This is a genomic window from Lysinibacillus sp. GbtcB16 (assembly GCF_019091145.1).
Classification (GTDB): Bacteria; Bacillota; Bacilli; order Bacillales_A; family Planococcaceae; genus Lysinibacillus; species Lysinibacillus fusiformis.
In genome coordinates, this window is the sequence record NZ_JAGXJV010000002.1 from 432558 (window position 1) to 448466 (window position 15909).

At 34.4% G+C, this 15909-nt stretch carries 18 protein-coding genes and 1 pseudogene; 15 read left to right on the forward strand and 4 right to left on the reverse strand.

Annotation, left to right across the window (positions count from 1 at the left end; genetic code table 11):
• The first annotated feature begins 557 nt into the window (after window positions 1-557).
• The 4 genes from KVT27_RS27260 to KVT27_RS27265 all read left to right on the forward strand — a co-directional run bounded on the left by KVT27_RS27260 (window position 558) and on the right by KVT27_RS27265 (window position 2017).
• Window positions 558-851 carry a hemoblobin-interacting domain-containing protein gene (locus tag KVT27_RS27260; RefSeq protein WP_036149183.1) on the forward strand — a complete coding sequence of 98 codons (294 nt, stop codon included), beginning with the start codon at window positions 558-560 and terminating at the stop codon, window positions 849-851.
• A gap of 160 nt (window positions 852-1011) precedes the next feature.
• Window positions 1012-1209, forward strand: a complete 198-nt coding sequence (locus KVT27_RS14005) for a hemolysin XhlA family protein (protein ID WP_036149180.1) — start codon at window positions 1012-1014, stop codon at window positions 1207-1209.
• A gap of 1 nt (window position 1210) precedes the next feature.
• Window positions 1211-1471: a phage holin gene (locus KVT27_RS14010; RefSeq protein ID WP_036149177.1), complete on the forward strand. Its 261-nt coding sequence runs from the start codon at window positions 1211-1213 to the stop codon at window positions 1469-1471.
• A 375-nt stretch (window positions 1472-1846) separates the two neighbouring features.
• Window positions 1847-2017 (forward strand): hypothetical protein, encoded by a 171-nt coding sequence (locus tag KVT27_RS27265; protein ID WP_309140235.1) that lies wholly within the window; start codon window positions 1847-1849, stop codon window positions 2015-2017.
• Between the two features lie 325 nt (window positions 2018-2342).
• Here the strand turns inward: KVT27_RS27265 and KVT27_RS14020 are convergent, their stop codons facing one another.
• Complete coding sequence (locus KVT27_RS14020; protein WP_051998118.1) at window positions 2343-3035, reverse strand: hypothetical protein; 693 nt, start codon at window positions 3033-3035, stop codon at window positions 2343-2345.
• Window positions 3036-3129: 94 nt separating this feature from the next.
• Here KVT27_RS14020 and KVT27_RS14025 point away from each other — a divergent pair, with 94 nt between their 5' ends.
• Window positions 3130-3357 carry a hypothetical protein gene (locus tag KVT27_RS14025; protein ID WP_036127239.1) on the forward strand — a complete coding sequence of 76 codons (228 nt, stop codon included), beginning with the start codon at window positions 3130-3132 and terminating at the stop codon, window positions 3355-3357.
• A gap of 192 nt (window positions 3358-3549) precedes the next feature.
• Entirely contained in the window at window positions 3550-3774 is a 225-nt protein-coding gene (locus KVT27_RS27530; protein ID WP_473828607.1) for a YhjD family protein, read from the forward strand.
• A gap of 111 nt (window positions 3775-3885) precedes the next feature.
• Here KVT27_RS27530 and KVT27_RS14030 read toward each other — a convergent pair whose 3' ends face one another.
• Window positions 3886-4929, reverse strand: a complete 1044-nt coding sequence (locus KVT27_RS14030; RefSeq protein WP_036149171.1) for an Ig-like domain-containing protein — start codon at window positions 4927-4929, stop codon at window positions 3886-3888.
• Between the two features lie 529 nt (window positions 4930-5458).
• Between KVT27_RS14030 and KVT27_RS26720 the strand changes: the two are divergent.
• Both KVT27_RS26720 and KVT27_RS14040 read left to right on the forward strand, forming a co-directional pair.
• Window positions 5459-5713: pseudogene (locus tag KVT27_RS26720) on the forward strand (CPCC family cysteine-rich protein); the annotation flags it as partial.
• A gap of 473 nt (window positions 5714-6186) precedes the next feature.
• Window positions 6187-6516 carry a hypothetical protein gene (locus KVT27_RS14040; protein ID WP_036149170.1) on the forward strand — a complete coding sequence of 110 codons (330 nt, stop codon included), beginning with the start codon at window positions 6187-6189 and terminating at the stop codon, window positions 6514-6516.
• A gap of 672 nt (window positions 6517-7188) precedes the next feature.
• On the opposite strand, the gene KVT27_RS14045 is transcribed toward KVT27_RS14040, so the two are convergent.
• Window positions 7189-7371 carry a hypothetical protein gene (locus KVT27_RS14045; RefSeq protein ID WP_036149169.1) on the reverse strand — a complete coding sequence of 61 codons (183 nt, stop codon included), beginning with the start codon at window positions 7369-7371 and terminating at the stop codon, window positions 7189-7191.
• Window positions 7372-7480: 109 nt separating this feature from the next.
• Window positions 7481-7813, reverse strand: coding sequence for a hypothetical protein (locus KVT27_RS14050; RefSeq protein WP_217581480.1), 333 nt, complete (start codon window positions 7811-7813; stop codon window positions 7481-7483).
• A gap of 438 nt (window positions 7814-8251) precedes the next feature.
• Between KVT27_RS14050 and KVT27_RS14055 the strand changes: the two genes are divergently transcribed.
• The 7 genes from KVT27_RS14055 to KVT27_RS14085 all read left to right on the forward strand — a co-directional run bounded on the left by KVT27_RS14055 (window position 8252) and on the right by KVT27_RS14085 (window position 15861).
• Entirely contained in the window at window positions 8252-8422 is a 171-nt protein-coding gene (locus tag KVT27_RS14055; protein ID WP_217581481.1) for a hypothetical protein, read from the forward strand.
• A gap of 216 nt (window positions 8423-8638) precedes the next feature.
• Window positions 8639-9043: a hypothetical protein gene (locus KVT27_RS14060; RefSeq protein ID WP_208705600.1), complete on the forward strand. Its 405-nt coding sequence runs from the start codon at window positions 8639-8641 to the stop codon at window positions 9041-9043.
• A 336-nt stretch (window positions 9044-9379) separates the two neighbouring features.
• Entirely contained in the window at window positions 9380-10972 is a 1593-nt protein-coding gene (locus KVT27_RS14065; protein ID WP_217581482.1) for an AraC family transcriptional regulator, read from the forward strand.
• Between the two features lie 124 nt (window positions 10973-11096).
• Window positions 11097-12062 carry an ABC transporter substrate-binding protein gene (locus KVT27_RS14070; RefSeq protein WP_217581483.1) on the forward strand — a complete coding sequence of 322 codons (966 nt, stop codon included), beginning with the start codon at window positions 11097-11099 and terminating at the stop codon, window positions 12060-12062.
• Window positions 12063-12253: 191 nt separating this feature from the next.
• The gene (locus KVT27_RS14075) at window positions 12254-12898 is read left to right on the forward strand and encodes a GntR family transcriptional regulator (RefSeq protein ID WP_217581484.1); all 645 of its coding nucleotides are present in this window, start codon (window positions 12254-12256) and stop codon (window positions 12896-12898) included.
• 335 nt (window positions 12899-13233) lie between these two features.
• Window positions 13234-14655 (forward strand): amino acid permease, encoded by a 1422-nt coding sequence (locus KVT27_RS14080; RefSeq protein ID WP_042737440.1) that lies wholly within the window; start codon window positions 13234-13236, stop codon window positions 14653-14655.
• 90 nt (window positions 14656-14745) lie between these two features.
• A complete protein-coding gene (locus KVT27_RS14085) occupies window positions 14746-15861 on the forward strand; it encodes a M20 metallopeptidase family protein (protein ID WP_036149162.1) in 1116 nt (371 codons plus the stop codon).
• The last annotated feature ends 48 nt before the right edge of the window (window positions 15862-15909 follow it).

Below are 15909 nucleotides of genomic sequence, written 5' to 3' on the forward strand. Positions count from 1 at the left end.
ATTTTTATAAAGTGTGAGCGAATGAATCAAAGAGGTATGTAGCACCCTTGACCATTTTCTCTCTGAGGTGGACATAGCGAACTGTTACGGCAGCTTGCTATGTCCTAATCTTTTTTCTACTGTTATAACAGATGTACCGTTTTGGATTAAAGCTGTTGCATACATGTGTGTGGTGTAAGGAATGCTTGCTAAAACAGATGTTTAATTTTTTGCTTATTTTAATAGTATTATATTTAATTACACTTGGCGTGCAACGTCCGCCATTTTCTTTTTTACATACATAATCGTTTTCAGGATCCATTAAACAAGTAAACGCAGCATTAGCTAGCGTTATTTTTTATATCTAAACCACTAACATTTTTGAAAAACTAATTAACATTCCTCAATATTTTATATTTATATATATGCATATAGTTAAAGTGGGGAAATAAGTGTTAGGATATCTATTGTTGACGGATCGCCGTGTGCGATGAAAATCGCCTGCTCGGTGAAGGCTCGTTATAAAACTGAAATATATATAGAAGGTATAAGACGAGAATAGCAACGGAAATGTAAATGTGGTTCCATTAACTGTAGGTTCTAGTTCTGGTAATATTTATCATGTAGTTAGAAATACACCTTTTGTATTTAGCTTTAACGATGATACAGCTTGGAGAGCTGCATTTACAAGCTTAACTTATACTCATAGTAGTACTGGATTACAGATCCATGATGTTACAAGTGCTGTTAACGTTACTAGTGGGCAATTGGTTGTTTCAGGACATTGGTTCATGACAGATGGAACATGGATAATAACTATTAAAGCTACGGGGTACCCAGATACTATTGTCACGGTTATTTCATGCCCATAGAGAAGATTTTATTTAGTATTATGTAGTTTTAGTGCACTCTCAATTGAGGGTGCTTTTTATATTGTCTTCCACAGAGAATTGTGGAGGGCTATTTTTATACAACAAGACCTAAGCAATGCGCTGTGCCGAACAGTGATATTTTTATATGTGGGGTGTTGATATGGAGCACCGAATAGAAAGATTAGAAACTGATATGACCGATGTGAAAACACGTCTTACCGTAGCTGTACCAAATATCAAGGAAATTCGAGAAGATATAGGCGGGAATAAAGACAATTCAACTTGGATATTGAAATTGTTAATTGGGGGTCTTGCAAGTGCAGTATTGGCTTTAATTATTAAAGGAGGATTGATGTAATATGAAAATCAACTGGAAAGTACGTCTTCAACATAAGCAATTTTGGGTGTCATTAATCGCATTATTACTAGTGCTCGCTAATCAAACAGCGGGCATTTTTAATGTCGATATTACGATTTACAATGCACAAATCACAGCCATTTCAGAGACTGTGTTAAGCATTTTAGGTTTACTCGGTATTATTATCGTCCCGACTACAAAAGGTACCCCAGACAGCGAGCAAGCATTGAATTATGGCAAGGTAAAGGGTGATGTGAAATGACAAGCATTACAACAACCTGCCGAGACATTTCTGAACTATTACCAGTTGCACAAACAGCCTGTCGATTGTTGTTCCAAGAGTGCTTTAAAGCCGGTATTAAGAACATCTTTATTACTGAACATATCGCTCACAGGAACGACAGAAGTACCTTTATGCACAGGGAAGAACTCGACCAGGGCAGATTGTTACTTGGACACTAGATAGTAACCATGAGTCAAGCTTAGCATGGGATATTGCTGTTGGTCCTCCACAGGATTTATATGATGTGGCAACCCTAAGTCGAGTAGGTGCTATTGCTCGTAAGCTATCACATGGGGAGGAGATTGGATAGGTAATATTGATCGTCCTCACTTTGAGGTTAAGCCAAATTGGATTATGCCAAAGGGGTACAAAATTGAAGGACAAGTGATTATTCCAACTAATAGTAAATACCAAGTGCAATTAACTGTGGAAGGCAATATAACTAAACCAATTGCAAAGGATGATGATAAAATGTTATTCACTAATGAAACAACTAAGGCAGCTGTACGTGACTACATTAAATAAGCAGTCGGTAAAGGACTAATTAATAAATCTTGGTTGGAGAAATTCGATAATGGCAATATGACAAGTGGTGATTTGAAGGATTGAAGATTATCATTTCACAGCGTAGTGAATAAGTAAGTATAAGAAGGCTTAAATACAAAAGAGATTCAAAAGACTATCATTTCTAATTCAAACTTTATACCATTTGAACAATAGCAAATGACCAGGGTTGTAAATTAAAAAAAGCCGTAGTAAATGAAAATGAGGACTGCAAAGCTCTTTCATATTCTTCTTGTAAAGAATTTAAAAGAGCTTTGCAAATATTTTTTTAATTAGTTAACATTAATTAGTCTTTATATTTAATAACACCAAAACAAACACCAATAGGTTTTAATGCTGTGCCATCACCTGTTCTTTTACCATCTCTATAAACATCATATTGTTTAGATAAATACGTTGGGTTAGCAACAACGTTCCATGTTTGTCCAGCTGGAACTTTATCAGACCAAGTTTCTGTTACCATATATTCCTTGCTTACATCAAAGCCGAGTGCTGCGGATATTACACTTAAATCGACTTTAACATTTGCACTGAGCTGTGCTCTAACTTTTTGATTAATTTCCATTTTAGCATTTCCGGCAGGAAAGTAAGATGATCGTATCAGTTCTACTCCACATACTTGGCCAGTATTTGTAACCTTAATAGATGGGGGTCCTGCGAAAGTTGTAAAATTCGGTAGTGAATCGGCATCTTCTATTACTTCATTGCTTTCAGGCAAATAAATAGATATACCCATTATTTCCTTGCCATCTAATTCTAATGGGATGTTGTTATCAACTGCTGCTTTTTCAAAATCAATAACATCATATATTTTACTTCCGTTATTTGACTCAAGGTCAGATTCTTTTAAAGTGTAACTAGTTAAGTCATATGTACACGAATTAACTAACGTATTTGCTGATGCTTCATTGAAATTACTTAGCGCGAAAATAAAAGTAAATGCAGCCGCAAAAATGAGTTTTAATGTATTTTTCTTCATTTTATGCTCCTTTTCGGTATAATTAACAATTATGTACCGGTACAAACAAATTGTAACATATTTACAAAATAAAGCAAGATTGGAAGTGTGCATCGTGAAAATAGTTGGAATTGTGCTTTTAGTTATGTCTGGATTGATTTATACTTTAGAAAGAGGATTTACAATGCTATCAACTAGCATTGCACAAGCTGGTTTTTTTGCAGGTAAAATGTCCGGAGAAGTTCCGGATATTAAAATGAGTTCGTTTATCGACAATTTATTTGTTCCACTTTTTTTTGTTTTAGGAATAATTACACTAGTTTATAGCTTTCTTAAGAAATAAAAAAAACAAAGTTTGTTCCTTATAAAGTTAAGAAGCCCTAGTACTCATTAATTTGATTCTAGGCTTTTTTATTTCCACAAATTAATGCTTGTCAAAACGAGAACGTTTGTTCTTAAACAATACAAGCGAATGTTCTTGTCGAGAGGGTGGAGTTGTATGTGAATCCTGAGCAATGAATTTTTAATTCTAGAAATGGCAGTTCAATCATTGCAACGTGACTTCTTCTTTGTAATTGAAAATTTGAAAATGAGTAAAGTTTATTTATCAATCCTTGATAAGCTACTAAAAGACATAAGCTATGATTATTACAATTCAAAAAGGCTGTTGGCAAAGGATAAAATAAGATTGGTGAAGTGCGAAAAGATAGACGAATATTTTAGTGCTGTGTGCATATTGCGACAGCAGGAAATGATGTAGTACTCAGATATGCTAGTAAGGCTCTTAAAATTCAGATAGAAAAATTATTAATCAGTCACTAAAATAAAGTCCAGGCGCTCAATTGAAAGTGAGTACCTGGTAATTTTTTGTTTAATATTCTCTTACTTCAAATGAAGCAATTTTATCATGTACAATATATTCTGTTACTTTTTTATATGGAGATATCGTTTTAGAAAATTTGAATGTTGATGTACCTTGTGCACTTTCAAACCAATTTAAGTAATTGTTTAATACTGTATTCGTTACATCATATTCCTTTGTTATGCCGTTTACTAAAGTGATACTCAAAATAGCGTTAGAAAATGCATTATCTGGTTTCTTAACGATAACTGTACTTGTAGCAGAAATATCTGTGTTTTCTATTGTTGCTATAATGATTGCTGTACCTTCATTAATTGCAGTTACATTACCATTTTGATCAACAGTGGCAATTGATTCATTACTAGATGTCCATATTACTTTCGCTGTATCTGGTGTAACTGTTGCGAATAATTTATCTAGACTACCTTCTAAAAGTTCTAATGTATTTCTATCTAATGAAATTGATTCAGGTTTAGAAGGTGTTGATAGTTTTTCCATCATTTGTAGTTCACAAATTGCTAGATTTACCTGGTTATTAGTACTATTTGTTAGGGTAACATTAACTCTGTATTTGTTATATTTATTAGTATTTTCAAACGTGAAACTTTGCTCAGGTTTTTCTACCCAATCACTTTTAGTTACATTGCTATGGGAATCTAATACAACCCAATTTGAACCATCCCAAGCTTCGAATGTCCAAGAATTAGGAAATTGTTCTGGCCAATTACCTTTATTATGGATTACGTATTTACTGATTACCTTTGGTTCTGTAAACTCATATGCTAACCAACCTGATTTTTGAGATGTTCCCCATGCTCGGTACTCACCACCATTTTGATAGCTTAATACTCCATCAAAAGCTTTCCAACTTGGTGTAGAACCATAGTAATTTGAAGATGATGCTTTACCATATTCTGATTCATTTGAAGTCATTTTAGGTATTAAATTTTCTGAATACCCATCTTCAGCATGTGCATTTTCAACATTAAAACTGATTAATGTTAGCATAATTAATGCTAGGTAAATAAAACGTTTTTTTAATAAATTAACCACGTATGTATCCTCCTTTAAATTAACAAGGCTATTATAAATAACCTATAAAAACAACTTTAACCAATAAGATACTTATTTACCATGATAAGTATCTTGCGTATTTAATAAAAAAACCACTCGATTGAGTGACCTAAAATCATTATTTTACAATCTCGCCTATATATAATTTCCAGTTAAATTTCATTTCCATATCCCTCATGAGCACCAACCTCACTGCTCCAATGTAAAATAATTTCTTCAACACCCCTTGATATTACCATTTTAGGAAATAACACAAAGAAAGCATACAAAAAAACAGACAACCTTGTTTAGTTATCTGTTTTAAATCTTCGTACCATCTTCCATTACGAAAGTCTTCCACAATCAATAGTGCTTAGTGAACCATCGCTAGATAATTGGCTTGAGTGGCAAATGGAAATAGTTATCCAAATGAAAGTTATGTGAGGTATTATTAAACTTATTGAGTAGTTTAATGCAATAGAATTTTGAAGAAATTTACATAGAATTGAGTCGAGAGGTGAGGTGTACTATGAACAAAATTACGTGCCCATGTTGTGGTTATAGAACATTGAATAGTGTTGGAGATTATGATATATGCCCAATTTGTTTTTGGGAGGACGACCCTTTTCAAAAAGACAATGAGTACAATTTAGGTGCTAACCAAGTGCCCCTTATTGAAGCACAAAAAAATTATATTAGGTATGGTGCTTGTGAGAAAAGGTTTGTTAAAAATGTTCGAAAGTCTAATGAACGAGATAAAAGAAATCCTAATTGGAAGGCATTGAAGGATGATTTGTATGAGTTGGGATTAGTTTGTAAGAAGTTTAAAGAAGGGGTGTATAATATTGCAGATTTAGAACATAACTTATCTTTGATTGATGTTCCAAAAGAGATAAACAAAATTGTAGAACAAGCTATGAATGATTTAGAAATGATTAGGTTTTGCACTTCTGACTATAAGCAAAGAGACGAAGCTATAGAGATTGTTGGAAATTTGTTAAAACGGTTGAATATTAAACGATAGAAACTTAAGATTAGATTAAAATTAAAAGGGCTTCACCTAAATAAACCAGAAAAAGGCCACGCCATGAAGGCTGGTTTTTTTTGTATTTATTTAGGTGTGGAGGACGTGTATTTGTAGTGTTAGTAGATAGAAGGATATAAAAGAAGTTATCTCCTATAGTCTATATTTCTTATTAAGGGGATATATGGTAACTTTGGTATGTACATAATTTTATATAAAAGGTGAGGTATGAAATGTTACATAAGGAATCATCGAACAATAATTTAATGATTAAAGCACTAGCAGCAAGTGTTACGACAGCTGCTATAGTTATTCCTCTTGCTTCTGCAAATGTTCAAGCAGCTCCAGTTAGCAAAACTGTAATATTAAGAAAAGGTGGATTGATTATGAATATTTCGATGTACAAACCATTGATTATAGCGGTAGTGGTAGGGTTATACGTATATATATATAGTAAATATGAAAATAGTGTATTTCTAAATTTTGTCATACTTTATATTGTAATTACAATAGTTTATTTATTATTTAGAAAAATCGAAAAGAAAAGAAAAGAAAAAGAGTGAGAAAAAATATCTTAATAAAATGTATGAGGTTCAAAGGCTATAGTTACTCTGTGAAAAGATTCACTGTAAATTAGCCAAAAATTTAAGGGGACACTATAGTTGTTCCAGACCATAAGCAACAATCTATACGAAAACAGCCAAAGAAAAAGACCACTCTATGATGGGTGGTCTTAAATTTTCCCCATCATATCTCCACCAGTCGTAGAAAATAAAGCTCGATAAATGAAAATATCCATGAATAAAATTAAATAAAAAAACAACCGACAAACCCTTATATATTATAGGATTGTCGGTTCTATAGAAGTATAAAAAGATATGCCTGAATATAGCATTTTTATAGGAGGCATTCATGGCTGTACTGAAGATGGATGATACGAAGTAAGATTGGTCTAACAGCGTTGAATAAAACAAGTGCTTTTATATCAGTAAGGGGGGACCACTATAAAATATTTAAGCAATTCTTATAGAGCTTGCGAATGAGTCAGAGATGTATGTAAAATTTTTGTCCACTTTCTCACTGGGGTGGACAGCAATCTATTACGGCAGCTTGTTATGTCAATGTCTGTTGTCATTAGTAGGTTCCTTTGACTCATTAATAAAACTAAAAACTAATATAAAAAAGACCACTTCAAATGAGCGGTCTGAATAGATAAAACGTTAAATAGTCTTAGATTATAATGAAGTGGACTTACCTTTTTTCTCATTCATAATAAGGTCTTCTTTATCTGGGTGAGGGAGTTCATTACCCTTACCCCTATTAGGTTCTTTAATTTTTCCTAAGTCTGCTCCACTAGAAAATGATTGTTTTGTTGGCTCATCTGTTGCAAATTCTGTATTTTTTTTATCTCTTTTCATATTTGACACCTCCTACAGATATTATTTAACTGATCCGATTAAATATCCCTCGTTTATTTTAATTTAATCGAAAAATATTTAAAATGACCACCCTTTGGTGGTCATTTGATTACTTTTTTCGAAAAATACTTTTATTATGTTTTATAAACCAAATTACGAAAAAAAAAAAACGCACATAGCCAATAATTTTCTTGAAAATCCATATCAAACTTTTAATAACAAAATAGAAAAAAATAGTATTAACTATAAAACCTATACCTAAAAAACTGAAACCCTTATTAGCATATATATGTAACCAATCAAATGGAAATCCGTAGATTCCTATTAGATTTTCCAAATTATCATTATAATTTTCCCTTTTTCCAATAATAAAAGGCAAACAAATAACTAAAATAATACTTAAAAAGATGATCCATAAATTCAGCCTTTTGTCATTATCCACTTTCATTCTCCTTATGATGTTATACCTGTATTTTTTAAAAAACGGACTTTATTCGCAGATATGTTGTTGGTAATACTGCATTGGCATTAACAAAAGCTAGGGAACTCATTTTTAAGAATTTAACATAACATAAATTGGAAATGTAAATTATTCTGTTTCCCGTTGGAACGCTGCTATTTATTTTAACATAGAAAATTTTGTAAAAAACTAAGACTATAAAGTATTTATTAACTAAGTTTATTATTCCAATGGGTAAATTTAGTTTGCAAATGTATTATCGAATGAGTTTTGGAGGTTTAGAATTCTAAAATTTAATGAAACACCATTTATGAAAATTATCAGCTATTTGTAAAGGATGCTTCGAATATGAAAAAGCGGTTAGAATGGTCTAAATGGTTAAAGAATATACTAGATGTAATGTAAAGGATAGAAAAGGGGATGGGGATTATTGGATTATTAAATATTATTATGAGTGCTTTTGGGATTACGATGATAACTTTATTTCTTTTTCTTTGGTCACTTGATGAAGACAAATGGAGTTTAATGGGTATTTCCTCTTATGTAATTCCTGCCATATTAATTTATTTTGTTGTTTTTGTGTATGTGTAGAAATTAGATAATTCTAGCAGTGAACTTCATGTATAGTAAATGAATACGAACACTTCTTTTCAGGAGGTCGCAGAAGGTCGAAAAATCCATGGACAAGTACACTTATACAAAGATATAGAATATTCATTTTCTTTATGTAGAAAATTCCAAAATTGGTAATCTCGATGCTGGAGTGATTGCTTTAAAAATTATTACTAGTAATGGAAGTGAAAATGAATGGCCATTATAAAAGATAGATCATTTAGTGCTTCGAAAACAAGTATGGAATTTACGATAGTGGAAACGGATTCTGTTTCTAGTACAATTAATATTCATTTTTATTGTGGTAATCATCATTTGGGTTATACATTTTTCGTTTTACGAAGTGACCTGATGATGTTACATACGTTAATTCTAAGAAATTGGGATGAATTTTTAGAAGCAGGAGTATGGGATTCAACGGATCCTTCCTTTTCGTTGTCTATCTCGGCAAACAAAAGTGAGTTGATTGAAGAACAAATTTACCAATTCCAATGTTGGATAGATGCTGGTGAATATATGTCAAGTCGTCTACACGTTCTGGGATTGGAATTACCATTTATCAAGATCGAAAAACGATTGAAGAATTTGCATTACAGATAAAGCATGAACTTAATTAGGTTTAATAAGCTCCAGGCTCGCGTTCAGGACGGAACATGGGCTTTTTTGAGGTGATTATTGGGGCAAAGCTTTTATAAGCTAACGCATTTTTCTTCATATAAAGTGAATAGCAAGATCATTTTAATATATATGGGCGAGAAACTGTAAATGGCCAATTTAATTCGCTTTGTATCCCTTTTGGATTTGTTTTTTTTATGGTAGATTACAGTTTAGTTGGTTTGGCCTCATTGATTGGGTCACACTTGCTGTCTGACAACACTGTACATATTTCATATAGAAGATTGTTTTGCAAAAAATAAAATGGGGGAATTTAATGAAATGCTGACATATGAGCTTCTGGACACAATGCTTCTAGCAGACGAGGGAACGATTAGCCCTGTTGTGCTGGCAGGTCCATTTCCTATGGTTATCATTCCGACACAGCCCGTATCTATTCGAGCAGAGAAAGGTATTTATCGAATAGGTAAAGGGCAATTTGTCTTACTTTTACAACAAGAGCAGGATATCTATCTAGTTCCAAGCGATAGGGAGGGTTTTGCACCTGTTTACAGCATCTCATTTACTAGTTATCGGTTGGCAAAACGGGAGAAGGATGAGCTATTATATGTGATTGATTTAACGCATTTGCCTGCACATGGGCAGATCATGGAATTTCCTCGGTATGCAGAAGGTTTGCTTAAAAATTTGCTGGAACAGTTCCAGCGAACGCAAAATCTGAATACAACCCCTAAGCTCCATTTGCTTCTGCACGAATTACTCGATACCATTTTTGAAAGAAAGAGTATTGATAACAGTTTTGTGACGAACGATCAAGCAATTCAACAGGCTGTTACATATATCAAACAACATTTTGCAGCACCGCTAACGCGTTCTTTTATGGCCGCTATGACTGGCTTTAACGAAAGCTATTTCTCCTCGCTGTTTAAGAAGGAAACAGGGTGGAGCTTTGCTGAGTATGTGAATCAAATTCGGGTAGATCAAGCAAAGCTTCTACTACTAGGAACAAATGACAAATTGCAGGATATTGCGTTGAAAACAGGGTTCGCAGACGGTTCATATTTGGGGAAAACCTTTACTAAATATGTTCATCTTTCACCTAGCAGTTTTCGTAAGAGGAGGCATTCTCATCGTATAGTTAGTATACAATTTCTAGGGGCATTAGTAGCATTGGGCATTCAACCCCTCGCTACTACACGGGAGCTACTTCAATCTTCTAAGCTATTGCACAAACGATTGCCGACCATTGTGGAAATAGAGTCCTTTGATCAACTCGAAGAGATACGCCAGCTCGAACCAGAGTTAATTGTGGCACCAACTTATTTTTATAACTATCCTGATATAATGAAAATACTCGAACAAATTGCCCCTGTTTTAACAATTCCTTGGGGGCAGTTGGACAAGCTGGAAGAGGTAAGACTGCTTGGAACACTACTAGGGCGTACACAACAGGCTGAGGAGTGGATTGCAAAGCTACAACAGTCGGCTCAAGAAGCAAGAGAAGTCATTCAACCATTTTTAAAGTCAGATACAACAGCTGGTATCTTTGAATTAAGTCATGATAATTTATGGCTAATCCCTTATCTATCGGTGCGCTCCGCCTACACTCTATTTGAATTATTAGGGCTACGAGCCCCTCAAACCATTGAACGGGAGATACTTCAAACTGGTAAGCATCTTAAAGTGACAGAACAGGATTTGCCCATATATGCGGCAAGTCATATGTTTTTGATTGTGCCAACGGATGATACGGAATCTTTTCGTGCCCAGCTTATGCAGCGTTCCATTTGGCAACAATTAGTGTATGAGCAAGGCTGCCAATTACATCTACTGAAGCTCAATGAATTTTGGTTTGATGATGGTTTCTCATTGGAGCTCCAGCTGGATGTAATGGTAAAATTGTTAATTAAATAAAACTAAATCCAACAATTTTCCCTATAAAACATCCAATTTAAAGGCGTTGTTCTTGTACAAGACTGTCTCTATAATGAATATATCATCGCGAATGATAATCATTATCAAATAAGGAGGTACAATCTTGTACTTACATAAGTTGTTAAAATCAATATTATTTCTTGCTTTAATCACCATACTTACGGCATGTGGCAATGCCAATGACAGCACTAAAACCAATACAAATCAGGATGCTTCTACAGCCGAAACGTCAGAATCAGCAACAAAGATTATTAAAACACAACGTGGGGATTTGGAAATGCCAAGTCATCCAAAGCGTATTGTGACAGACGGTTATTTACCAGAGCTACTTGTACTAGGTGTCAAGCCGATCGGTTCTACACAATGGGATTTGGAGAACAAAGTAATCCAAGATCAGATTGATGGAATTGAAACAACTGGAGAGAGATCATTAGAGACCATCGTACAACTGAAACCAGATTTAATTATTACTTGGGTGAGTGATGAAGCAATCCTTCAGCAATATGAGAAGATTGCACCAACTCTTGCAATTCCTTATAGCTCAACAGGGGATATTTATGAAACTATGCGTCTATTAGGTGATGCTTTGGACAAAAAGGATGAAGCGGAAAAATGGATTAAGCAATTAGATCACACAGCTGAGGAAGCACGAGCACAGCTTGCAACTATAATTAAACCTGATGATACGTTTGCGCTGATGGGCGTTTTTGTAGTAGATAAAGGGTTTTATATTTATGCTGACGGAGGCTATAGAGGCGGAGAAGCTATTTATAAGCATCTTCAACTAAAGCCACCAGCGAAACAGGCGAAAGAAATGATAGGGAAAGAAGCTTATCGTCAAGTTTCGTATGAAGTCATACCTGAATATGCCGGCGATTATATTTTCATCGATCAAGGTGATTTAATCTCAGAGGTATGGGGGGAGAGCGAAGGACTTTGGAAGTCACTTGACGCTGTGAAGAATGACCGAGTATTCAAGCTTGACCCAGAGCTGTTCTGGGGCAATGACCCAATCTCATTAGAACTGCAAATTAAAGAAATGGTGAAAATGCTGACTGAAAAACAATAATAAATAGTTCCAATCTTAAAGATCACTCTAAAGGGTGGTCTTTTTCTTTTTACCTCTACTAGGATGTTCTGTGTTAATTAGTACTTTTTCCATTGATAAGAAAAGAATTAATTGAGAAAAAATAGGGTATATATTAAAATCAATTTATACATACAATATATTGTATTAAATAACGTATTGGAGAATTCATAATGGAATATTTATCGCTAAAAGACCATGTTTATAATTATATTGTGGAACAAATTAACAATGGGAGCTTGCTGGCTGGAAAAAAGGTGAATGAAAACCATATTAGTGAAAGCCTCAATGTAAGTAGAACACCAGTAAGGGAAGCACTCATTCAGCTGACATCAGAAGGTTTACTAGAAAATATCCCACGTAAAGGGTTTGTCATCAAAAGTTTAACGAAGGAAGAAGCGAAGGAGACTTATTTTATTATTGGGGCATTGGATGGATTAGCTGCTTCACTGGCATTGCCATTTTTAACGGAAAAAGATATGAAGGAAATGGAGTTTTATATTCAAAGTATTGATTTAGCTATTAATACAGAAAATTACAGGATGTACGATAAAATGCAAGAGGCTTTTCATGGTGTTTATCATAAGCTATGCCCGAATAGAAGTTTGATCGAACTTTTACTGCAATTAGAGAAAAAATTTATGAAAAACTTAGGGGAAAATGACTCAACTGATCGAGTAAAGGAAATGTTAACGCAGCTCAACAATGAACATCGGGAAATTCTTGATTTTTTCAAGAATGGAGATGCCATTGCTTTAGAAAGATTCCTCAAAGAAGTTCACTGGAATATGGAAAGAGCGGAGAAAGTATTGCTATAATTGCTAGAAAAACTGGAAAAACTAAGAATCTGTTTCGAATGAGACAGATTCTTTTTTTATTGACATATAAAATAAAATATATAATATATAGAATTAAAGACTGAATATTATATATTGTCTTTCAACAAAGGAGAAAGGGGATTATTTTGTTTCAACAAACTTCTCTCTCTTTAATAAGGGGAAAAAACCTTTCTACTGCAGGTGCTTGTGTAATATTATGCTGACTGTTTTTAGAGAAGCTTTTCAAGTGAACTTGAAAAACATCGGAGGCATATGTGGAGACGTAATTACTGGTGTAGAAAGGCAATGATTTGAAAGATTTAGGGGGATTTACAGTGGAGAATAAAGAGTACGATTTACAACGTGGGTTAAAACGCAGACATCTTACAATGATCTCAATCGGTGGAACCATTGGGACAGGGTTATTTCTTGCATCTGGAAATGTTGTTTCAAATGCTGGAGCTCTTGGAGGTCCTATAGCATTTTTAGTGATTGGTATTTTAGTATTTGTGTTAATGAAGGGTCTTGGAGAAATGTCAACCTTCATGCCTATACCAGGAGCTTATACTACCTATTCAGGATTATTTGTTCACCCTGTGCTAGGTTTTATGGTTGGCTGGAATTTATATATTAATGGATTCCTCGGGCTCGGTGCTGAAATTGTTGGGGGAGGGATGATTCTTAATCAATTTTTCCCAAGTACGTCTACCTTTATATTTTGTCTTTGTATTTCAGCTATCATTTTGTTTTTGAACTTAATTGATGTGAAATCCTATGGGGAAGCTGAATATTGGTTTGCCGGTATTAAAGTACTTGCCATCATTGTATTTCTTATCATTGGGGTCCTAATGATTTTCGGAGTGATTGGAGAACAAGGATTTATAGGTTTTTCAAATTGGAACAGTGAATCGATGTTTCCAAATGGTCTAACAGCGGTCATTATTATGATGACTGGTGTAGTTTGGTCCTATCTAGGTGTTGAGACAGTTGTTTCTGCGGCAGGTGAAGCAGAAAACCCGCAGAAAAACGTTCCAAGGGCCATTAATACAATTTTCCTTCGTATTTTAATTTTCTATGTTGGATCTATTACCATCATTGGTTTAGTTGTTCCTTATCAAAATGTAAGCGTTCTAAGTAATGGATATGCTGGTCTTTTAGGTTTAGCTGGCATTCCTGGAGCTGCAACAATCATGAATATTATTATTCTAACATCTTTGGTTTCTGCAGCTAACTCGATCGTTTATTTCCTAAGTAGAACACTGATTGCATTATCAAAAGAAGGGAAAGCACCAAAAGCATTAGGGAAGGTTAATAAACGAGGCATTCCAATGAATGCGGTAATTTTGACATTATTCCTTGGACAGGTTTCGTTGATTACGAACTTTATTTCACCAGATAAAGTATTTATTTGGTTAACATCTATTGCAGGCTTTAATACACTACTTGGCTGGTTTGGTAGCTATCTTTCCCACTATAAATTTAGGAAGTGGTTAGTGAAAAATGGTGGGTCTGTCGATAAGCTAAAATTCAAAATGCGTACTTATCCAATTCCAACGCTACTTTGTTTAGCTGCTTTAATAGCCATTGCCATTTATACAGCTTATAGTCCTGAAACAAGATTCTCATTCTATATTGGTGTTCCTATGCTAATAATGTACTTTATTGTGGGTACTTATTTGTATAAAAAAGGGAAAATTCATGATCCTAGCTATAAGCCATTTTTAGAAGCACATATACATGATAAAGAAATAAAATAATCAATAACATGATCGTTGGTTGCATCCATTTTTCTAGTAAACAATCAGAATGTTAAGAGATTTGCGATGAATTAAAGGAGATACAGAATAATGGAAAAGAATAATTTACAGTTGGCTATACAATTACGACATGAGTTACATGCGCATCCAGAATTATCAAATCAAGAAGCATGGACGAAACAGCATTTAATAGAGTTTCTTAAAACCCATACAAATCTTGAAGTAGTAGATAAGGGGCGTTGGTTTTATGCCGTTTATCACTCAAAAGTAGGCAAAAGAAATATTGCTTTTCGGGCTGATTTTGATGCCCTCCCGATTGAGGAGACGATTGAGCTTTCTTACGGTTCGAAGTTTCCTGGTGTTTCTCATAAATGTGGTCATGATGGACATTCCGCAACTCTTTGCGGCTTTGCCCTTGAAATCGATCAGAAGGGCTCTGACAATAATATATTCTTTTTATTCCAACATGCCGAGGAAACTGGTGATGGGGCTGTAGAATGTGCCGTCTTAATAGAAGAAAAGAAAATTGATGAGATTTTTGGCTGGCATAATATGAGTGGCATTAAAGAAAATACGGTTTATGTTACCAATGGAACAGCCCAGTATGCATCAAAAGGAATGTCTTTCTATATGGAGGGGGTACCTTCTCATGCAAGTGAACCCGAGAATGGCATAAACCCTGCTTTTGCCATAGCAAAAATTATTGATAGCATTCCAAGCTTGATTGATTCAACAGCGAATAAAGGTAATGTATTATGTACCGTCGTCCAAGTAGATATCGGAGAGAAAGCATTTGGTGTCAACGCAAGTAAGGGCACACTAAGATTGACTATCCGAGCTCTATATGAGGAAGAGATGGGTAAACTTCAGCATAAATTGGAAAATCTAGCACAAGCAGAAGCGGAAAAATATGGGCTGAAAATTCGTTTTGAATTTCAGGATGAATTCCCTGAAACGGCTAATCACGAAGAGAGCTCCGATAAAATACGTCAGGTTTGTGCAGAGAAAAATATACCAATGCTCGAGCTAAAGGAGGCTTTCCGTGCTTCAGAGGATTTTGGTCATTATACAAAACTGACAAAAGGCTCTTACTGCTATATAGGGAATGGAGAGGATTATCCAAACATCCATACCTTTGAATATGATTTTAAAGATGACCTGATCGTAACAGGAGTCGAATTGTTTAAAGGGCTTGCTGAGCTATAAACATAGATGAAAAAGAAAACAAAAAGGAATCACCGTAAAGCGGGTGAT